The sequence below is a fragment of the Streptomyces sp. NPDC016640 genome, from assembly GCF_043076215.1.
Lineage (GTDB): Bacteria > Actinomycetota > Actinomycetes > Streptomycetales > Streptomycetaceae > Streptomyces.
This window is the reverse complement of the sequence record NZ_JBIBRG010000008.1, coordinates 248,334-268,387: the sequence shown is the minus strand read 5'-3', so window position 1 is coordinate 268,387 and position 20,054 is coordinate 248,334. Positions and strand designations below refer to the sequence as shown.

Annotated in this window: 19 protein-coding genes and 1 pseudogene; 18 read left to right on the top strand and 2 right to left on the bottom strand. The window is 70.4% G+C overall.

From position 1 onward, the window contains the following. Positions 1-77: 77 nt before the first annotated feature. Positions 78-383: a ferredoxin gene (locus tag ACF07S_RS19060; protein ID WP_391964569.1), complete on the bottom strand. Its 306-nt coding sequence runs from the start codon at positions 381-383 to the stop codon at positions 78-80. Between the two features lie 245 nt (positions 384-628). Between ACF07S_RS19060 and arc the strand changes: the two genes are divergently transcribed. From arc to prcA, 6 genes and pseudogenes are all read left to right on the top strand, one after another. Then, positions 629-2,395 (top strand): proteasome ATPase, encoded by a 1,767-nt coding sequence (gene arc / locus ACF07S_RS19055; RefSeq protein WP_391964568.1) that lies wholly within the window; start codon positions 629-631, stop codon positions 2,393-2,395. Positions 2,396-2,629: 234 nt separating this feature from the next. Next, positions 2,630-4,141, top strand: coding sequence for a depupylase/deamidase Dop (gene dop / locus ACF07S_RS19050; RefSeq protein ID WP_391964567.1), 1,512 nt, complete (start codon positions 2,630-2,632; stop codon positions 4,139-4,141). Between the two features lie 176 nt (positions 4,142-4,317). Beyond that, positions 4,318-4,536, top strand: coding sequence for a ubiquitin-like protein Pup (locus tag ACF07S_RS19045; RefSeq protein WP_391964566.1), 219 nt, complete (start codon positions 4,318-4,320; stop codon positions 4,534-4,536). 120 nt (positions 4,537-4,656) lie between these two features. Next, positions 4,657-4,851, top strand: a pseudogene (locus tag ACF07S_RS19040) (endonuclease domain-containing protein); the annotation flags it as partial. Further along, the gene (gene prcB, locus ACF07S_RS19035) at positions 4,803-5,648 is read left to right on the top strand and encodes a proteasome subunit beta (RefSeq protein WP_391964565.1); all 846 of its coding nucleotides are present in this window, start codon (positions 4,803-4,805) and stop codon (positions 5,646-5,648) included. The pseudogene ACF07S_RS19040 and the gene prcB, both read left to right, overlap by 49 nt. 60 nt (positions 5,649-5,708) lie before the next feature. Beyond that, on the top strand, positions 5,709-6,455 hold the full coding sequence (gene prcA, locus ACF07S_RS19030) for a proteasome subunit alpha (protein ID WP_391964564.1): 747 nt from the start codon (positions 5,709-5,711) through the stop codon (positions 6,453-6,455). Between the two features lie 219 nt (positions 6,456-6,674). Here prcA and ACF07S_RS19025 read toward each other — a convergent pair whose 3' ends face one another. After that, complete coding sequence (locus ACF07S_RS19025; protein ID WP_391964563.1) at positions 6,675-7,736, bottom strand: LacI family DNA-binding transcriptional regulator; 1,062 nt, start codon at positions 7,734-7,736, stop codon at positions 6,675-6,677. A gap of 64 nt (positions 7,737-7,800) precedes the next feature. Between ACF07S_RS19025 and ACF07S_RS19020 the strand changes: the two genes are divergently transcribed. The 12 genes from ACF07S_RS19020 to ACF07S_RS18965 all read left to right on the top strand — a co-directional run bounded on the left by ACF07S_RS19020 (position 7,801) and on the right by ACF07S_RS18965 (position 19,983). Beyond that, entirely contained in the window at positions 7,801-9,060 is a 1,260-nt protein-coding gene (locus tag ACF07S_RS19020) for an MFS transporter (RefSeq protein WP_391974621.1), read from the top strand. 9 nt (positions 9,061-9,069) lie between these two features. After that, complete coding sequence (gene pafA, locus ACF07S_RS19015; protein ID WP_391964561.1) at positions 9,070-10,431, top strand: Pup--protein ligase; 1,362 nt, start codon at positions 9,070-9,072, stop codon at positions 10,429-10,431. A gap of 135 nt (positions 10,432-10,566) precedes the next feature. Continuing rightward, the gene (locus tag ACF07S_RS19010; RefSeq protein ID WP_391964560.1) at positions 10,567-11,568 is read left to right on the top strand and encodes an FKBP-type peptidyl-prolyl cis-trans isomerase; all 1,002 of its coding nucleotides are present in this window, start codon (positions 10,567-10,569) and stop codon (positions 11,566-11,568) included. A gap of 61 nt (positions 11,569-11,629) precedes the next feature. Then, positions 11,630-12,001: an FKBP-type peptidyl-prolyl cis-trans isomerase gene (locus ACF07S_RS19005; RefSeq protein ID WP_006132299.1), complete on the top strand. Its 372-nt coding sequence runs from the start codon at positions 11,630-11,632 to the stop codon at positions 11,999-12,001. Positions 12,002-12,124: 123 nt separating this feature from the next. After that, a complete protein-coding gene (locus ACF07S_RS19000; RefSeq protein WP_391964559.1) occupies positions 12,125-13,078 on the top strand; it encodes a helix-turn-helix transcriptional regulator in 954 nt (317 codons plus the stop codon). Positions 13,079-13,095: 17 nt separating this feature from the next. Continuing rightward, positions 13,096-14,091 (top strand): helix-turn-helix transcriptional regulator, encoded by a 996-nt coding sequence (locus ACF07S_RS18995; RefSeq protein WP_391974620.1) that lies wholly within the window; start codon positions 13,096-13,098, stop codon positions 14,089-14,091. A 52-nt stretch (positions 14,092-14,143) separates the two neighbouring features. Continuing rightward, positions 14,144-14,437, top strand: coding sequence for a hypothetical protein (locus tag ACF07S_RS18990; protein WP_391964557.1), 294 nt, complete (start codon positions 14,144-14,146; stop codon positions 14,435-14,437). A 10-nt stretch (positions 14,438-14,447) separates the two neighbouring features. Then, positions 14,448-14,642 (top strand): hypothetical protein, encoded by a 195-nt coding sequence (locus tag ACF07S_RS18985; protein WP_391964556.1) that lies wholly within the window; start codon positions 14,448-14,450, stop codon positions 14,640-14,642. Positions 14,643-14,890: 248 nt separating this feature from the next. Next, the gene (gene tatA, locus ACF07S_RS18980; protein ID WP_366402923.1) at positions 14,891-15,172 is read left to right on the top strand and encodes a Sec-independent protein translocase subunit TatA; all 282 of its coding nucleotides are present in this window, start codon (positions 14,891-14,893) and stop codon (positions 15,170-15,172) included. A gap of 48 nt (positions 15,173-15,220) precedes the next feature. Continuing rightward, positions 15,221-16,162: a twin-arginine translocase subunit TatC gene (tatC, locus tag ACF07S_RS18975; protein WP_391964555.1), complete on the top strand. Its 942-nt coding sequence runs from the start codon at positions 15,221-15,223 to the stop codon at positions 16,160-16,162. Positions 16,163-16,193: 31 nt separating this feature from the next. Further along, on the top strand, positions 16,194-17,084 hold the full coding sequence (locus ACF07S_RS18970) for a diacylglycerol kinase (protein ID WP_391964554.1): 891 nt from the start codon (positions 16,194-16,196) through the stop codon (positions 17,082-17,084). Between the two features lie 40 nt (positions 17,085-17,124). Beyond that, positions 17,125-19,983, top strand: a complete 2,859-nt coding sequence (locus tag ACF07S_RS18965; protein ID WP_391974619.1) for a DEAD/DEAH box helicase — start codon at positions 17,125-17,127, stop codon at positions 19,981-19,983. The last annotated feature ends 71 nt before the right edge of the window (positions 19,984-20,054 follow it).

The following is a 20,054-nucleotide window of genomic DNA, read 5'->3' as shown; positions in this document are numbered from 1 at the left end:
CGCGCGCGGGCGTGCGGAACGGCGCTTGCGCCGGGGCGTGAGCAATCGGACGGCCGTGACGCGTCGTGTCGTTGCGGTCACCCGGCGTCCGGGCCGTACACCTCGACGCCGTCCGGCACCCGGCGGACGTGGATGCACTCGCCCGGACATTCCTTCGCGGAGTCGATCACGTCCGTGAGGAGCGGCAGCGGCACGGGCGTCGTCGCCCCCCTGTCCTGCAGCAACTCGTCCTGCGGGCCCTTCACGTAGGCCAGACCGTCGATGTCCAGCTCGAAGACCTCGGGCGCGTACTGGGCGCAGATGCCGTCGCCGGTACACAGGTCCTGGTCGATCCACACCTCCAGGTCCTCGCCGCCGGCTCCGGCTTCCTGCTGCACGCTCATGTCCCCTGCCGTTTCCTGTGCGGAACCGGACGGGAATCCGGCCAGCTCCGAAGGGTGTTGAACACTTCGACCCTACCTTCGCCTGGGTTCCAATCATCTTCCGTGGGTATTCCCCTGGCGTGAGGGAGAGCGCAAGGGTGAAGATCGGACACACCCCGACCGTCTTTGTGATCTAGGGGTTTCAATCGACACCCGCCCAGGTAGGGTCTGGAAGCGTCCAGCTCCCCTTGGAGGAGGTGAGGACCGTGGCAGCCCACGACGACGACATGAACCGCGGCATCCGCCCGGGACGCGGGTCCGATGACCCGGCCGGGCAGATCGCCTATCTTGAGCAGGAGATCGCCGTCCTGCGACGCAAGCTCGCCGACTCGCCGCGACACACGAGGATTCTCGAAGAGCGGATCGTCGAGCTGCAGACGAACCTGGCCGGCGTGTCCGCCCAGAACGAACGACTCGCCGGCACGCTGCGCGAGGCCCGCGACCAGATCGTGGCCCTCAAGGAGGAGGTCGACCGGCTGGCGCAGCCCCCGGCCGGCTTCGGGGTCTTCCTCACGGCGAACGAGGACGGCACGGCCGACATCTTCACCGGCGGCCGCAAGCTGCGGGTGAACGTCAGCCCGGGCGTCGAGCTCGACGAGCTCAGGCGCGGCCAGGAAGTGATGCTCAACGAAGCGCTCAACGTGGTCGAGGCCATGCAGTTCGAGCGCGTCGGCGACATCGTCACCCTCAAGGAGATCCTCGAGGACGGCGAGCGGGCCCTCGTGCTCGGGCACACCGACGAGGAGCGGGTGGTGCGGCTCGCCGAGCCGCTGCTGGACGTCACCATCCGCCCCGGCGACGCCCTGCTCATGGAGCCCCGCTCCGGGTACGTCTACGAGGTCGTCCCCAAGAGCGAGGTCGAGGAACTCGTCCTCGAGGAAGTCCCCGACATCGGCTACGAGCAGATCGGCGGCCTCGGCAACCAGATCGAGGCCATCCGCGACGCGGTCGAGCTGCCGTACCTCTACCCGGACCTGTTCAAGGAGCACGAACTGCGGCCTCCCAAGGGCGTGCTGCTGTACGGGCCCCCCGGATGCGGCAAGACGCTCATCGCCAAGGCCGTCGCCAACTCGCTGGCCAAGAAGGTCGCCGAGGTCACCGGCCAGGCCGCCGGCAAGAGCTTCTTCCTCAACATCAAGGGTCCCGAGCTGCTGAACAAGTACGTCGGCGAGACCGAGCGGCAGATCCGCCTGGTCTTCCAGCGGGCCCGGGAGAAGGCCAGCGAGGGCACGCCCGTCATCGTCTTCTTCGACGAGATGGAGTCCCTCTTCCGCACCCGTGGCTCCGGTGTCAGCTCGGACGTGGAGAACACCATCGTCCCGCAGCTGCTCGCCGAGATCGACGGCGTGGAGGGCCTGCAGAACGTGGTCGTGATCGGTGCCTCCAACCGCGAGGACATGATCGACCCCGCCATCCTGCGGCCCGGCCGGCTGGACGTGAAGATCAAGATCGAGCGCCCGGACGCCGAGGCGGCCAAGGACATCTTCGGCAAGTACCTCACCGAGCGCCTCCCGCTGCACGGCGACGACCTCACCGAGCACGGCGGCGACAAGGTCATGACGGTCCAGAGCATGATCCAGACCGCCGTGGAACACATGTACGCCGAATCCGAGGAGAACCGCTTCCTGGAAGTCACCTACGCCAACGGCGACAAGGAAGTCCTCTATTTCAAGGACTTCAATTCCGGCGCCATGATCGAGAACATCGTGGGCCGCGCCAAGAAGATGGCGATCAAGGACTTCCTGGAGAAGAGCCAGAAGGGTCTCCGCGTCTCCCACCTGCTCCAGGCGTGTGTGGACGAGTTCAAGGAGAACGAGGACCTGCCCAACACCACCAACCCGGACGACTGGGCCCGCATCTCCGGAAAGAAGGGCGAGCGGATCGTGTACATCCGTACGCTCATCACCGGAAAGCAGGGTGCCGACACCGGACGCTCCATCGACACGGTGGCGAACACCGGTCAGTACCTGTAAAAGCCAGGGCGGCTGCGGGTGCCCTCAGCGGGTACCCGCAGCCGACTGTTTTTCGGGCCACGGCTGGAGCACAGCAATGACGCAAATGATCTCCCCACCGGGGCGAAGGCGTTCTAGGCTCGTCCGTACCGCCGAGTCGCGCAGTGCGGGGACGGACACCGCACACGCACCGGAGCGCCAGCGGTACGTGAGCGGCCCCCTCGACCGAGGGTGCCGCCGGGCAAGGAGGGCCGCATGACCGTACGGCGAGTAATGGGCATCGAGACGGAGTACGGCATCTCCGTCCCCGGCCACCCCAACGCCAATGCCATGCTCACCTCGTCCCAGATCGTGAACGCCTACGCGGCGGCGATGCACCGGGCCCGCCGGGCCCGCTGGGACTTCGAGGAGGAGAATCCGCTGCGGGACGCGCGAGGCTTCGACCTCGCCCGTGAGGCCGCCGACTCCAGCCAGCTCACCGACGAGGACATCGGCCTGGCCAACGTCATCCTCACCAACGGCGCGCGGCTCTACGTGGACCATGCGCATCCGGAGTACAGCGCCCCCGAGGTCACCAACCCGCGCGACGCCGTGCTCTGGGACAAGGCGGGCGAACGGATCATGGCCGAGGCGGCGGAGCGGGCCGCCCAGCTCCCCGGCGCCCAGCCCATCCACCTGTACAAGAACAACACCGACAACAAGGGCGCGTCCTACGGCACGCACGAGAACTACCTGATGAAGAGGGAGACCCCCTTCTCGGACATCGTGCGCCACCTGACGCCGTTCTTCGTCTCCCGGCAGGTCTTCACCGGCGCCGGCCGGGTGGGCATCGGCCAGGACGGTCACGAACACGGCTTCCAGCTCAGCCAGCGCGCGGACTACTTCGAGGTCGAGGTGGGTCTGGAGACCACCCTGAAGCGGCCCATCATCAACACGCGCGACGAGCCGCATGCCGACGCCGAGAAGTACCGGCGGCTGCACGTGATCATCGGTGACGCGAACCTGTCGGAGATCTCGACGTACCTGAAGCTGGGCACGACGGCTCTGGTGCTCTCCATGATCGAGGACGGCTTCATCGCGGTCGACCTGGCGGTGGACCAGCCGGTGCGGACGCTGCACCAGGTCTCGCACGATCCCACGCTGAAGCGGCTCGTCACGCTGCGCAGCGGTCGCACGCTGACCGCCGTCCAGCTGCAGATGGAGTACTACGAGCTGTCCCGCAAGTACGTGGAGGAACGGTTCGGGGCGGACGCCGACGAGCAGACCAAGGACGTACTGGCCCGCTGGGAGGACACGCTCACGCGCCTGGAGAACGACCCGATGAGCCTGGCCGGAGAGCTGGACTGGGTCGCCAAGCGGGAGCTCATGGAGGGCTACCGGCGCAGGGACGGCCTGGACTGGGACGCCGCCCGGCTGCACCTGGTGGACCTGCAGTACGCCGACGTGCGCCCCGAGAAGGGCCTGTACAACCGTCTGGTGGCCCGGGGCCGGATGAAGCGGCTGCTGGACGAGGGCGAGGTCGAGCGGGCCCGTACCAGCCCTCCGGAGGACACCCGCGCCTATTTCCGCGGGCGGTGCCTGGAGCAGTACGCGGACGACGTGGCGGCGGCCTCCTGGGACTCGGTGATCTTCGACCTGCCGGGCCGGGACTCGCTCCAGCGGGTGCCAACCCTGGAACCGCTTCGCGGAACGCGTAATCACGTCAAGGAGCTCCTGGACCGCTGCCGGACGGCAGAAGACCTGGTCAGGGTGTTGTCCGGGAGCTGAGCGGGCCCGGGGCGCCCGGGAAGGGCCGGCCGGACAGGGTGGAAAACGCCGGGTCCGGGAATCATCGAGGTGGTCCCCGTACGTTGGAGCAACTGCGGGGGCATTGTCGGACCCGGCTTGTAGGGTCTGATCTTGACCGAGCAAGTGTGTCGGGCGAAGCGAGCGGGGTGAGGGTGATGGCGACCAAGGACACCGGCGGCGGGCAGCAGAAGGCCACCCGGTCCACCGAGGAGGTCGAGGAGCAGGCGGCGGAGACGCAGGCCTCGGAGGACCTCAAGGAGCGTCACGAGAAGCTGTCGGACGACGTGGACGACGTGCTGGACGAGATCGACGACGTCCTCGAGGCCAATGCCGAGGACTTCGTGCGGTCCTTCGTCCAGAAGGGTGGCCAGTAGCCTTCCGGTCGGAGGCGCGGGGGCGCCCCCGGGCGGCATGCGAAGGTGGTGTGGAGCGCTGTTCGCGGTGCGGGGCAGTACCGGCCGCGGGCGGCGTTCTCGCTTCGGGGCACCGCGCGGAAAGCCTCCGCCGTGAATGTGGATCATTACCGTAAGGCGGGTAGGGTCCGTGGCGTACTGTGCTTCAACTGCAATTCGTCCATCGGCAAGTTGGGAGATGATCCCGACGCTGTTCGTCGGGCAGCCGCCTACCTGGAAGGAACTTCGTGGAAGCCAACACTCGTAGCACCGGGCGTCTGCCTGCTGCCTTCCTGACGCCGGGGTCCTCCTCCTTCATGGACTTCCTCTCCGAACAGCAGCCGGAACTGCTGCCGGGGAAGAGGAAGTTGCCGCCCGTGCAGGGCGCGATCGAGGCGCCGCACGGCACGACCATCGTCGCCGTCACGTTCCCCGGTGGTGTGGTGCTCGCCGGTGACCGGCGGGCCACCATGGGGAACGTCATCGCGCAGCGGGACATCGAGAAGGTGTTCCCCGCCGACGAGTACTCGGCGGTGGGCATCGCCGGTACGGCGGGTCTGGCCGTGGAGATGGTGAAGCTGTTCCAGCTCGAGCTGGAGCACTTCGAGAAGGTCGAGGGCGCGCAGCTGTCGCTGGAGGGCAAGGCGAACCGGCTGTCGACGATGATCCGCTCGAATCTGGGCATGGCCATGCAGGGCCTGGCCGTGGTTCCGCTGTTCGCGGGGTTCGACGTGGACCGTGACAAGGGGCGGATCTTCTCCTACGACGTCACGGGCGGGCGTTCCGAGGAGCAGGGGTACGCCGCCACCGGTTCCGGCTCGATCTTCGCGCGCGGTGCGATGAAGAAGCTGTTCCGGGGCGATCTGAGTGAGACCGAGGCCACCACGCTGGTGGTGCAGGCGCTGTATGACGCGGCAGACGACGACTCGGCGACCGGTGGTCCCGATGTGGCCCGCCGGATCTACCCGATCATCACCGTGATCACCGAGGACGGCTTCCGCCGGCTCGACGAGGACGAGGCGTCCGGGATCGCCCGGTCCGTGCTGGAGCGGAGGCTGGAGCAGCCGGACGGTCCGCGGGCCTCGCTGCTGTAGGCCGCGGGCGTTGTTGTTCAGGGTGGTCCAGTGACTTCGACAGAAAGGGACGGATAACCGGTGTCGACGCCGTTCTATGTCTCACCCCAGCAGGCGATGGCCGACCGGGCGGAGTACGCCCGCAAAGGCATCGCCCGTGGCCGCAGCCTCGTTGTGCTGCAGTACGCCGACGGCATCGTGTTCGTCGGCGAGAACCCGTCCCGTGCGCTGCACAAGTTCAGCGAGATCTACGACCGGATCGGCTTCGCCGCAGCCGGTAAGTACAACGAGTACGAGAACCTGCGGATCGGCGGGGTGCGGTACGCCGATCTGCGCGGTTACACCTACGACCGCGCGGACGTGACCGCGCGGGGCCTGGCGAACGTGTACGCGCAGACGCTGGGAACGATCTTCTCGAGTGTCGGGGAGAAGCCGTACGAGGTGGAGCTGGTGGTGGCCGAGGTCGGGGAGACCCCGGAGCAGGACCAGATCTACCGGTTGCCGCACGACGGCTCCATCGTGGACGAGCACGGCTCGGTGGCGGTGGGGGGAAACGCGGAGCAGATCAGCTCGTACCTGGACCAGCGGCACCGGGACGGGATGACGCTGGCGGAGGCGCTGAGACTGGCGGTGCAGGCGCTGTCGCGGGACACCAATGGCAGTGAGCGGGAGATTCCCGCGGAGCGGCTGGAGGTGGCGGTGCTGGACCGTACGCGGCCGCAGAAGCGGAAGTTCAAGCGCATCGGGGGGCGGCAGCTGGCGCGCCTGCTGGAGGCGGGGGGCGCGGAGACCGCGTCGGAGGCGGAGTCCGAGGAGGACGGCGAGTAGGCCCGCGTCGGCGGCCGGTGGGAGGTCCGGGGGCGGCGGGCAGGCATCCCTGGCCCCGCCCCTCGGTTGTACGGCGGCCACTGCGGGCAGTCGTGCCGCCCGCGGGCGGCACGGGTGGGCGCGGCGGCGCCCCCGGTGCCGGGCCGCGAGAACACTCCCCGGACCGGCACCGGGCACCTCGCGGCGCCCGGGCTGCCCGGGACCACCCCCGAGGGCTGGTCAGAGGCGGCTTCGCGCCGGTGCCGTGGAGCCCCGTACCACCAGGTCGACCGGGATGGCGTCGGCCGCGGGGGTCCGGCCCTCCAGGACAGCCAGCAGGGCTTGCATGCCCCGCTCACCGAACAGCTCCGCGTCGAGACGCACCGTCGTCAGCTCCGGATCGATCGCGGTCGCCAGGGCCAGATCGTCCAGACCGGTGACGGACAGGTCCTCGGGGACGCGCAGCCCCAGACGACGGGCCGCCTTGTAGGCGCCGGCCGCCAGCTGGTCGTCGTCGCAGATCACGGCGGTCGGATGGGGTGACGCACCGGAGAGCGCGGCCCGTGCCGAGAGCTCCGCGCCCCTGATGGAGATGGGCGCCCGCGTCGTGCGCAGCGAGGTGCCGGGCGCCTTCCGCAGCCGTGCCGCCAGCTCCCGCGCCCGTACCTCGAAGGTCCAGGAGGCCACGTCCGCCGCCAGGTGCAGGAAGCGGCGGTGGCCGAGGGCGAGCAGGTGGTCCGTGACCTGGCGGACGCCGTCGGCGATGTCGAGGTTGACCGTGGCCGCGCCCACGCTGCCGTCGGGGTCGCTGTCCAGCATCACCAGCGGCAGCTGGTCGCCGCGGATCGCGGTCAGCGCCTCGGCGGCCATGGAGGAGGCGATGACACCGTCCAGGGCGGCCTGCGCGGAGGCGAACGGATCGCGGGCGGGGCCGATGCCCTCGGGGGAGGGGTAGAGGACGACGCCGAAACCGTGCCGGGAGGCGATGCGGGCGGCACCGGTGTAGACGCCGGCGAAGAACTCGGTGGTGAGGGCGGGGACCACCAGGAGGACGGTGCGGGTGCGGCCGAGGCGGAGGTTGCGGGCGGCGAGGTTGGGGCGGTAGCCCAGGGTGCGCGCGGCCTCGCGGACGCGCTGTGCCGTGGCTTCGGAGACCCGGCCGCGCCACTTGTCGCCGAGGACCAGGGAGACCGCGGCCTGGGAGACGCCGGCGGCCTGGGCGACGTCCCGGCTCGTGGGGCGGGTGCTGGCTGGTGGCACCGTCGGGCCGCTCCTTCGTCTGGACTGCTGAACAGCGGACATGGTACGTATGGACGACTTAGTTATACGTAAAACGTCGAGAGACGACGTGAATGGAGGGCTCCGCATGGCCACGGGATACCTGGAGATCCTCCGGGCACGGCACGCCACCCGGCTGCTCGTGGGCACCCTGGTGGGACGGCTGCCCAACGCGACCGCCGCCATCGCGATCGTGCTGTTCGTGCGGGCGGAGGGCGGCACCTACAGCCTCGCCGGTGCGCTGGCGGCGGTGTACGGCGTCGCCAACGCCGTCGGCCAGCCCGTGCTGGGCCGGCTGGTGGACCTGCGGGGGCAGCCGGGGGTGCAGTTGCCCGCCGCCGTGCTGTCGGCGCTGTCGATGGCCGTGTTCGCCTTCGCGGGGACCGGCACGGCGGTGGTGGCGTACGCCGCGGTGGCCGCGGCGGGCCTGTTCACGCCGCCCCTGGAGGGCGGGCTGCGGGCGCTGTGGTCCTCCGTCCTGCACAAGGAGGACCACGTGCACCGGGCGTACGCCATGGACGCCGTGGCGCAGGAGGTGATGTTCACCCTCGGGCCGCTGCTCGTGACGGTGTGCGTCTCGCTGTGGTCCGCCCAGGGCGCTCTGCTGGTGGTGAACGGCCTGGGGGTGCTGGGCGCGCTGTCCGTGGTCGTCTCGCCGCCCTCGCGTGCCTGGCGGTCGGCGCCCCGCGAGGCGCACTGGCTGGGCGCCCTGCGCTCGCCGGGGCTGCTCGCGCTGCTGGGCGCCTTCCTCGCCGTGGGCATGGCGCTGGGATCGATCACCGTGGCGGCGGTGCCGTACGCGGACGAGCACGGCGGCGACCACGTGTACGGCTGGCTGATGGCGGGCATCGGGCTCGGCGCGCTCATCGGCGGTTCGGCGTACGGGGCGCGACAGTGGAGTGGCGAGCCCGCGCGCCGTCTGCAGGTGCTGGTGGCCCTTCTGGCGGTGTGTTACCTGCCGCTGATGCTGATGCCCGGTGCGGTGGCCATGACGCTGCTCACCGTGGTCGCCGGTCTCTTCCTCGCACCCGCCATAGCCTGCGCCTTCGTCCTGGTCGACCGGCACGCGCCGCGCGGGACGGTCACGGAGGCGTTCTCCTGGCTGGTGACGACCTTCACGGTGGGCGCGTCGGTCGGAACGGGCCTGACGGGCCCGGTGGTCGAGACCGGCGGGGCGCTGTGGGGATTCGCCGTGCCGGGCGTCGCGGGTGGCGTGTCGCTGGTGGTTTTGATCGCCACCGGACGGGTAATGACAGTTCCGCCCGGGAGAGGGCTGGTTGCGGCCCGTTCGGAAAATGATCCGAACCGTGCCCCCGAACCCCGTTTCAGTTCGGGGGATCGGGCGTAATGTTCCCTCATGGACCGCCGCATTTTCGGGCTGGAGAACGAGTACGGCGTCACGTGCACGTTCAGGGGACAGCGCCGCCTGTCGCCTGACGAGGTGGCGCGGTACCTCTTCCGCCGTGTCGTGTCATGGGGCCGAAGCAGCAATGTCTTCCTGCGGAACGGCGCCCGCCTCTATCTCGACGTGGGGTCACACCCGGAATACGCAACGCCGGAATGTGACAACGTGACCGAACTGGTCACCCACGACAAGGCCGGCGAGCGCATTCTCGAAGGACTCCTGGTGGACGCCGAACGACGCCTGCACGAGGAGGGAATCGCGGGCGACGTCTACCTCTTCAAGAACAACACCGACTCCGCCGGCAACTCCTACGGCTGCCACGAGAATTACCTGGTGGCCCGGCACGGAGAGTTCTCGCGGCTCGCGGACATTCTCATTCCGTTCCTGGTGACGAGGCAGTTGCTGTGCGGCGCCGGCAAGGTGCTGCAGACGCCGCGCGGGGCCGTGTACTGCGTCAGCCAGCGGGCCGAGCACATCTGGGAGGGCGTCTCCTCGGCGACCACCCGCTCGCGGCCCATCATCAACACCCGCGACGAGCCGCACGCGGACGCCGAGCGCTACCGCCGGCTGCACGTCATCGTGGGCGACTCGAACATGTCCGAGACGACCATGCTGCTCAAGGTCGGCGCCACCGACCTGGTGCTGCGCATGATCGAGGCGGGCACCGTGATGCGCGACCTGACCCTGGAGAACCCGATCCGGGCGATCCGCGAGGTCAGCCACGACATCACCGGCCGGCGCAAGGTGCGTCTGGCCAGCGGCCGCGAGGCCTCCGCGCTGGAGGTGCAGCGCGAGTACTACGAGAAGGCGCTGGACTTCTGCGAGCGCCGGGGCATCCGCACCGGCACCATCGATCAGGTGCTGGAGCTGTGGGGCCGCACGCTGGACTCGATCGAGTCCGAGGACCTCGACCGCATCGGCACCGAGATCGACTGGGTCATGAAGTACAAGCTCCTCGAGCGGTACCGGGCCAAGCACAACATGACCATGTCGCATCCCCGGGTCGCGCAGATAGACCTCGCCTACCACGACATCCATCGCCGGCGAGGCCTGTACTACCTGCTGGAGAAGAGGGGGCAAGCGGCCCGGATCTGCGACGATCTGAAGATCTTCGAGGGCAAGTCGGTCCCGCCGCAGACCACTCGGGCCCGGCTGCGCGGCGACTTCATCCGGCGGGCCCAGGAGCAGCGCCGCGACTTCACCGTCGACTGGGTGCACCTCAAGCTCAACGACCAGGCCCAGCGCACGGTGTTGTGCAAGGACCCGTTCCGTTCGGTGGACGAACGGGTGGAGAAGCTGATCGCCGGAATGTGAGGGACGCGTTCCGGCAGGGGCCCCGACATTCCCGGAACGTCACACGGGCGCCGTACGTTACACGTGCGGCGCCCTTCCCACGTCGTAGAGTTGCGCGGACGCCATCCACAAGATCGACGATTACGAGGCCCCACCGTGCGCCGACGCTCACTTCTCATTGCCGTTCCCGCTGGACTGGCCACCCTCGCCGCGTGCGGCGACGACGAGTCCGACTCCGGCAAGGCCAGCGACAGCGCCTCGCCCTCGGCGCCGGAGACGGGCGCGGCGCCGCCGCCCAAGATCGTCGACGGGCCGCTGCCGGCGATCACGGCGGGGACGGAGTTCGGCGAGAAGCCGACGGTCGCCAAGGGCGGCGGTGACCCCTCCGGCCAGCTCGCGGTCAAGACGGTCGTCGCGGGCAGCGGCAAGACGGTCGCCGAGAGCGACTTCGTGGTGGCCCACTACCTCGGCCAGGTGTGGAACACCGCCAAGGTGTTCGACAACTCCTACGACCGCAAGACCCCGCTGGCGATCCAGCTCGCCCAGGGCAGCATCATCGACGGCTGGCGGTACGCGCTGGCCGGCAAGAAGGCCGGCAGCCGCGTCCAGATGGCCGTCCCGCCGACCTGGGGATACGGCGAGCAGGGCAACGAGCAGGCCGGTATCAAGGGCACCGACACGCTGGTGTTCGTGGTCGACGTGCAGGACACGTTCAACGCCAGGAGCTCCGCCAAGGGCGGCGAGGTGGCCCAGGACAACACCGACCTGCCCAAGGTCGGCACCAACACCGACGGCAAGGCCCCCTCCGTCGACGTGCCGGACGCGGACGCCCCGACGAAGCTCGTGTCGAGCTACGTCATCGAGGGCGACGGCGAGGAGGTCGGCGCCGAGAACAGCGTCCTCGTGCAGTACAAGGGCGTGCTCTGGGACGGCGGCAAGGAGTTCGACTCCACCTACGGCCGGGGACAGCTGACGTCGTTCTCGCTCCAGCAGGTCGTCAAGGGCTGGGCGCAGGGGCTGACCGGCAAGAAGGTCGGCAGCCGGGTCCTCATCGTGATCCCGCCGGAGCTGGGCTACGGCGACGAGCCGCCGCAGGGCAGCGGCATCAAGAAGGACTCCACGCTGGTCTTCTCGGTCGACATCCTCGCGAAGCTGTGACGCCGTGAGGATGTAAGACTGTGCGTGTTCGCCTTTCCGCAGACAAGCAGGAGCGTTAGACGTGAGCATCGACAAGCCCGAGATCGACTTCCCGGGCGGCGAGCCCCCGGCGGACCTCGAGATCAAGGACATCTGGGAGGGCGACGGCGAGGTCGCGAAGGCGGGCCAGACCGTCACCGTGCACTACGTCGGCGTCGCTTTCAGCACGGGCGAGGAGTTCGACGCCAGCTGGAACCGCGGCACCCCCTTCCGCTTCCCCCTGGGCGGCGGCCGGGTCATCAAGGGCTGGGACCAGGGCGTGCAGGGCATGAAGGTCGGCGGCCGCCGCCAGCTGACCATCCCCGCCCACCTCGCCTACGGCAACCAGAGTCCGACCCCGGCGATCAAGCCCGGTGAGACCCTGATCTTCGTGGTCGACCTGCTCGGCGTCTGATCCGACCGGAGTCGATCGTCCGGGGCCCATGCCTGTCCGGGCGTGGGCCCTCGGCTTTTACCACGCCACCCCGGGGCGGTACGGTCATCGCTCGTAAGCACCATAGGGAGGCGAAGCGCGTCGATGGCCATTGCCAAGGCCGAGCGGCTGATGAATCTGGCGCTGTGTCTGCTCGGGACCCGGCGGCCGCTCAGCAAGCGCGAGCTGCGCGAGTCCATCGAGGCCTACCTCGAGGCGGGCTCGGACGACTCCTTCAACCGCATGTTCGAGCGCGACAAGGACGATCTGCGCGAACTGGGACTGGTCATCGAGACCGTCGAGAACCTCGAGGGCGAGACCGGCTACCTGGCCCGCCGCGACAGCAACCGGCTGCCGCCCATCACCCTCGACGCCGAGGAGGCCGCCGCCCTCGGACTCGCCGCCAAGGTGTGGCAGCAGGCCCGGCTCGCCGGAGCGGCCAGCGGCGCCCTGCAGAAGCTGCGCGCGGCAGGCCTCCCCGAGGACGTCGACCCGTACGGGGCCCATGGCGCGCTGGAGCCGCGCATCCCGGTGCACGAGGCCGCGTTCGAGCCGCTGATGCTGGCCCTCCGAGACCGCCGCCCGGTCGTCTTCGACTACCGCAAGGCCAACGCCGCCCAGCCCGGACAGCGGCACGTCGAGCCGTGGGCGCTGGAGTGCTGGCGCGGCCACTGGTACCTGGCCGGCTGGGACCGCGACCGGGGCGCCGAGCGGGTCTTCCGGCTCTCCCGGATCACCGGGAAGGTGCGCTCGCGCAGCGGCCGGTTCACCGTCCCGGTGCCGGACGTCGTCACCGTGCGGGAGACCGTGGCGAGCTGGGCGGGCGAGACCGCCGACCGCTCGGCGCGGATCCGGCTGCGCTCCGACGCCGGTTACCCTCTTCGGGCGAAGGCCACCGTGCTCCGGGAACTCGGCGACGGCTGGGACGAGTTGGAGATTCCGTACGGGCACGGACTGGATGCCTGGCTGGTGGAGTTCGGACCGGACGTGGTGGTCCTGGCGCCCGCCGAGCTGCGGGCCGACGTGGTGGACCGGCTGCGTGCCGTGGCCAAGGGCTGAGGGGGAGCGGACAGGACGTGGCAGGCAAACCGGTCAGGCCCGTGAACGCCATCGACCAGACCCGGCGGATGCTCTCCCTGGTGACCTATCTGCGGGAGCGCCCCGGCGCCCGGATCGAGGACGTGGCGCGCGCCTTCGGCATCACCGAGGACGAGCTGGTCTCCGACCTCGACGTGCTGCCCATGTGCGGCACCAGCTTCCGGGGCGGCGATCTGCTGGACATCGACACCGACGGCGAGCGCATCTGGTGGCACAACCCGGCCGCCCTCGGCGCCGAGGCGGCCGAGCCGCTGCGGCTCGCCGCCGACGAGGCCACCGCCCTGCTGGTCGCCGCCCGTGCCGTGGCCACGCTGCCCGGACTGCGCGAGGGCGACCGGCAGGCCCTGCTGCGGGCCACCGCCAAGGTGGAGACGGCGGCCGGCGAGGCGGCCGGCGCCAGCGCGCGGCTGTCGGTGACCTTCGAGTCCGAGGGCGGCGTCTTCGCGGACGTCGACCGGGCCATCGCCGAGCGGCGCAGACTGTGGATCCGCTACTACTCGCCGGCGCGTGACGAGGTCACCGAGCGCGAGATCGATCCCATCCGCCTGGTCAGCGTCGGACACACCTATGTCGAGGCCTGGTGCCGCCGCTCCGAGGCGCGCCGCACCTTCCGGCTCGACCGGGTGGCCGAGATCAGGATCCTCGATGAGCCGTCCGCGCCGCCCGAGGTGGAGCTGCGGGACCTGTCGGAAGGGCTGGTGCAGCCCGCGGCCGAGGACCCCGAGGTCGTCGTCGAGGTCGCGCCGGGCGGGCGCTGGGTCGCCGAGTACTACCCGCACGACAGCGCGGAGGAGCTGCCGGACGGCGGGCTGCGCATCACCCTGCGCACGCCGGACCCGGCCTCGCTCAGACGGCTGGCGCTCCGGCTCGGCCGCGACGGCCGCATCGTCGAGCCGCACGAGCTGGCGGACAGTGCCCGGCAGGCCGCCCGCGAGGCGCTGGCGGCGTACGACGGCATCGAGACGGCCGGATGAACGGGCCGCAGCTGACGCGGCACGGGCGGGACGACAGGCAGGAGCGAGGGCTGTGAGCGAGTCGGCGACCTCAGAAGCGCGGGGCATGACGGCGGCGTCCGCGTTCGCCGGGATGAGAAGCGTGGCGCCGGTGGTGTTCCGGGCGGGCTGCCCGGACTGCCGGGAGCGCTTCGAGCTCGCCGCGAGCGCGCTGCGTCTGGCCATCGGCGCCACCAGCCGCACCACCTTCTACTCCTTCACCTGCCCCGAGTGCGGCGCGGCCGTCCGCAAGCCGGCGGGGGAGCGGATCGTCGAGCTGCTGACCGGCGGCGGGGTCCGCACACTGCGGCTGCACTCGACCGTCTAGGCTCGCCCTCATGTTCTGGCCGATGTTCGCGGTTGCCGTGGGGTTCCTGGGTCTGCTGGTGCTCGGGGTGCTCGCCGTGCGGGTCTTCGTCGAGGCGGAGCGCCTCGGCAGACAGGTGACGGATTCGGCGCGCCGGATCAGCCGGGCGGCGGATGACCTGGAGAGCGCGGCGGCCGGCGCCGCCCGCTCCGCCGAAGCGCTCTGAGCGCTCGGGGTGTTCTCCCCCACGCCGCTCGGGCTCCCTTCGCCCTGTCACCTCCCGGGCCCCGGCAGGTACGCTGCTGATCGCGGCCCGGAGAACGAGGCCCGGACCGCGGACGGGAGTACGCAAGGGGATTGCCTCACGTTCACCCCCGAGCGTTACGATCGCTGACGACACGGTCGTTCGGACACATGTCCGACCGATCGGACGGCACCCCACCCCCAGCAGCCTCGGTGAGAAGGTAAAGACTTATGTTCGGAAGGCTCGGAGCCCCCGAGATCATTCTCATCCTCGTCGTCATCATCCTGCTGTTCGGCGCGAAGAAGCTTCCGGACATGGCGCGGTCGCTCGGCAAGTCCGCCCGCATCCTCAAGAGCGAGGCCAAGGCGATGAAGGAGGACAAGTCCTCCGCCCCCGCCGATCCGCCGGCCCCCGGCGAGCAGCCTCCGGCGCAGCGCACCATCCAGGCCGCCCCCGGCGACGTGACCAGCTCCCGCCCGGTCACGGAGCCGACGGACACCACCAAGCGCTGACGCAGGGCCGGGGACGCTCCGGCCCGCCGCACGAGATGGGAACGTGGGTTGCTCAAGTCTGCCCGCAAGAAGGAGAGGGACCCCGAGGGGCGGATGCCCCTCGCGGAGCACCTTCGTGAGCTCCGCAACCGGCTCGCGAAGGCGCTGCTCGGCATCGTCGCCGTCACGGTCGTGGCAGCCTTCTTCTACAACGACATCATCAACTTCTTCACCGAGCCGGTCCTCGAGTCCGTCGGGTGCGCGCAGTCGTTCGAAGAACTCGCCCGCGCCACGGACGACGCGGCTCCGTGCGCGCAGATCACGATCAACGGTCTGCTCACGCCGTTCACGCTGGCGCTGAAGGTCTCCCTGATGGCGGGCGTCGTACTGGCCTCGCCGGTCTGGCTGTACCAGCTGTGGGCCTTCGTCGCCCCCGGCCTGCACCGGCACGAGAGGAAGTACGCCTACGCGTTCGTCGCGACGGGCTTCCCGCTCTTCCTCGCCGGCGCCTACTTCGCGTACGCGGTGCTGCCGACCACCGCCGAGGTGCTCATCACGTTCACGCCGTTCGGCGTCGACAACCTGCTGCCGCTGGACGATCTGCTCGACCTCGTCACGCGCATGGTGATCGTCTTCGGCCTCTCCTTCGAGCTGCCGCTGCTACTGGTCATGCTCAACTTCACCGGTGCCATCACGGGCAAGCGGATGCTCGGCTGGTGGCGCGGCATGATCATGGGCATCACGCTGTTCGCGGCCATCGCCACGCCGAGCACCGACCCGCTGACCATGATGGCGCTCGCCGGGCCGATCTGGATCCTGTACTTCGGCGCGGTGGCCCTGTCCCTGCTCAACGACCGCCGCAGGCGTCGGCTGGAGGCGCTGGGCCCCGCCGACGACGAGGCGTCCGAGCTGGATCTCGTCCCCGAGGCCGTCGAACCGGTGGAACCCGTGGCCGCCCTGCCCGAGCAGACGGCCAAGGACCGGGTCAACGGTTATGACGACGTGACCTGAGGATCGGCCCGCAGCTCATAGGGTCACTTCCGTGACCAGCGAGATCACCCTCTTCGTCAACCCCACCGCGGGTCGCGGCCGGGGCGCCCGCGCGGCGCGGCCGGCCGCTTCCGCGTTGCGGGACGCCGGTTTCTCGGTGCGGACCGTCCTCGGCGAGAACACCGAGGACGCCCTGGCACGCGCGCGTGCCGCCGTCGAGGAGGGCACGGGCGCCCTGATCGCGGTGGGCGGCGACGGCATGGCGAACCTGGCGCTGCGGGCCGTGGTCGGCACCGGAACCCCGCTCGGCCTGATCGCCACCGGTACGGGCAACGACTTCGCCCGCGCCCTCGGCATGCCGCTGCGGGATCCGGCCGCCGCCGCCCGGATGACCGCCGACGCCCTCAGAACCGGCCGGGTCCGCGACATCGACCTCGGGCGGGTCGGCGACCGCTGGTTCGGCACCGTCCTCGCCTCCGGCTTCGACTCGCGGGTCAACGACCGCGGCAACCGGATGCGGCTGCCCGCGGGGCGCTTCAGGTACGACCTCGCCATGGCCGCCGAGCTCGCCGCCTTCCGCCCGTTCCCCTACCGGATCACCCTGGACGGCGGCGACACCCGGGAGGTCGAGGCGACGCTGGTCGCCGTCGGCAACGGATCGTCGTACGGCGGCGGCATGCGGATCTGTCCCGGCGCCGATCTCACCGACGGGCTGTTCGACGTCACGGTGGTCGGGGACTGCGGCCGGGCCACGCTGCTGCGGGTGTTCCCGACGGTGTACCGGGGAACCCATGTCGACCGCCCCGAGGTCACCGTGTTCCGCGCGGCGCGGGTGGAGCTCGCCGCCGAGTCGGTCACCGGCTACGCGGACGGCGAGCCGCTCGGTCCGCTGCCGCTGACCGCGCACTGCGTGCGCGGGGCCGTGCGGGTCGTGGGCCCCTGAGCTGGACGCTTGCCACGTCTCACCGCAATCGATCCGGATAATGATCGTCCCCTTGTCGGTGCGGCCCGGTACGCTCGAAAGCACGATGACAGAGGACCTCTCACCGGCCGAGCGGTACGCGGCAGCACGCAGGCGCGCTGCCGAGCAGGCCACCGCGCTCGCTTCCTTCCGCGAGATGTACGACTTCGGCCTCGACCCCTTCCAGACAGAGGCCTGCCAGGCGCTCGAGGCGGGCAAGGGCGTGCTGGTCGCCGCGCCCACCGGCTCCGGCAAGACGATCGTCGGCGAGTTCGCCGTCCACCTCGCTCTGCAGCAGGGCAAGAAGTGCTTCTACACGACGCCCATCAAGGCGCTGTCGAACCAGAAGTACGCCGATCTGTGCCGTCGCTACGGCACCGACAAGGTGGGCCTGCTCACCGGCGACAACAGCGTCAACTCCGACGCCCCGGTGGTCGTGATGACCACCGAGGTGCTGCGGAACATGCTGTACGCCGGTTCCCGGACCCTCCTCGGCCTCGGCCATGTGGTGATGGACGAGGTGCACTACCTCTCCGACCGCTTCCGCGGCGCCGTCTGGGAGGAAGTGATCATCCACCTCCCCGAGTCGGTGACCCTGGTGTCCCTGTCGGCGACGGTGTCCAACGCCGAGGAGTTCGGCGACTGGCTGGACACCGTCCGCGGTGACACCGAGGTGATCGTCTCCGAGCACCGGCCCGTGCCGCTCTTCCAGCACGTGCTCGCCGGACGCCGGCTGCACGACCTGTTCGAGGAGGGCGAGGGCCAGAAGAAGGCCGTCAACCCCGACCTCACGCGCATGGCCCGTCTGGAGGCGAGCCGCCCGTCCTGGGGGGACCGCAAGCGCGGGCGGGGCAACCTGCGCGAGGCCGACCGGGAGCGCGAGCGCAGACAGCGCTCGCGCGTGTGGACGCCGAGCCGGCCCGAGGTCATCGAGCGGCTGGACGCCGAGGGCCTGCTGCCCGCGATCACCTTCATCTTCAGCCGGGCCGCCTGCGAGGCCGCCGTCCAGCAGTGCCTGTACGCGGGCCTCAGGCTGAACGACGAGGAGGCGCGGGCCCGGGTCCGCGCCCTGGTCGAGGAGCGCACCGCCTCCATCCCGGCCGAGGACCTGCACGTCCTGGGCTACTACGAGTGGCTGGAAGGGCTCGAGCGCGGCATCGCGGCCCATCACGCGGGCATGCTGCCGACGTTCAAGGAGGTCGTCGAGGAACTGTTCGTACGCGGGCTGGTGAAGGCCGTGTTCGCGACCGAGACGCTCGCCCTCGGCATCAACATGCCCGCCCGCTCGGTGGTGCTGGAGAAGCTCGTCAAGTGGAACGGCGAGCAGCACGCCGACATCACCCCCGGCGAGTACACCCAGCTGACCGGACGGGCCGGCCGGCGCGGCATCGACGTCGAGGGCCACGCGGTCGTGCTGTGGCAGCGCGCCATGAACCCCGAACACCTGGCGGGACTGGCCGGCACGCGGACGTATCCGCTGCGCTCCAGCTTCAAGCCGTCGTACAACATGGCGGTCAACCTGGTCGAGCAGTTCGGCCGGCACCGCTCGCGCGAACTGCTGGAGACCTCGTTCGCACAGTTCCAGGCGGACAAGTCGGTCGTCGGCATCTCGCGGCAGGTGCAGCGCAACGAGGAGGGGCTGGAGGGCTACAAGGCCTCCATGACCTGCCACCTCGGCGACTTCGAGGAGTACGCGCGGCTGCGCCGAGAGCTGAAGGACCGGGAGAACGAGCTGGCCCGGCAGGGCGCGGTGCAGCGACGCGCGGAGGCCGCCGTCGCGCTGGAGAAGCTGAAACCGGGCGATGTCATCCACGTGCCCACCGGCAAGTACGCGGGGCTGGCGCTGGTCCTCGACCCGGGGCTGCCCGCGGGCCGTTCCAACGGCCACCGCGGCCTCGAGCACCACGACGGTCCGCGTCCGCTGGTGCTGACCGCCGAGCGGCAGGTCAAGCGGCTGGCGTCGATCGACTTCCCGGTGCCCGTCGAGGCGCTGGAGCGGATGCGGATCCCGAAGTCGTTCAACCCGCGTTCGCCGCAGTCCCGTCGGGACCTCGCCTCCGCGCTGCGCACCAAGGCCGGGCACATCACCGCGGAGGGGCACCGCAGGACGCGTTCCCAGGCGGCCGACGACCGGGAGATCGCCCGCCTGCGCAAGGCGCTGCGGGCGCACCCGTGCCACGGCTGCCAGGACCGTGAGGACCACGCCCGCTGGGCCGAGCGCTACCACCGGCTGCTGCGCGACACCTCGCAGCTGGAGCGGCGCATCGAGGGCCGGACCAACACCATCGCCCGCACCTTCGACCGCATCGTCGCGCTGCTGAGCGAGATGGACTACCTGCGCGGCGACGAGGTCACCGAGCACGGCAAGCGGCTGGCGCGGCTGTACGGCGAACTCGACCTGCTGGCCAGCGAATGCCTGCGCGAGGGCGTCTGGGAGGGGCTCGCCCCCGCCGAACTCGCCGCCTGCGTGTCGGCTCTGGTGTACGAGGCCAGGGTCGCCGACGACGCGATGGCGCCCAAGGTGCCCTCGGGCAAGGCGAAGGCGGCGCTCGGCGAGATGGTCCGCATCTGGGGCCGGCTGGACGCCCTGGAGGAGGACTTCCGGATCAGCCAGACCGAGGGCGTGGGCCAGCGCGAGCCCGACCTCGGCTTCGCCTGGGCCGCCTACATGTGGGCCTCGGGCAAGGGTCTGGACGAGGTGCTGCGCGAGGCGGAGATGCCGGCCGGGGACTTCGTGCGCTGGTGCAAGCAGGTCATCGACGTGCTCGGCCAGATCTCGGCCGCGGCGCCCGCCGCCGACGGCTCGTCGGTCGCCAGGAACGCCCGCAAGGCGGTGGACGCGCTGCTGCGCGGTGTGGTGGCCTACTCGTCGGTGGGGTGACCCGCCGCCGACACCGTCCCGGAGCCCGGCGCGCCCCCGGCGCGCCGGGCTTCTGCGTTCCGTGTGCCCTC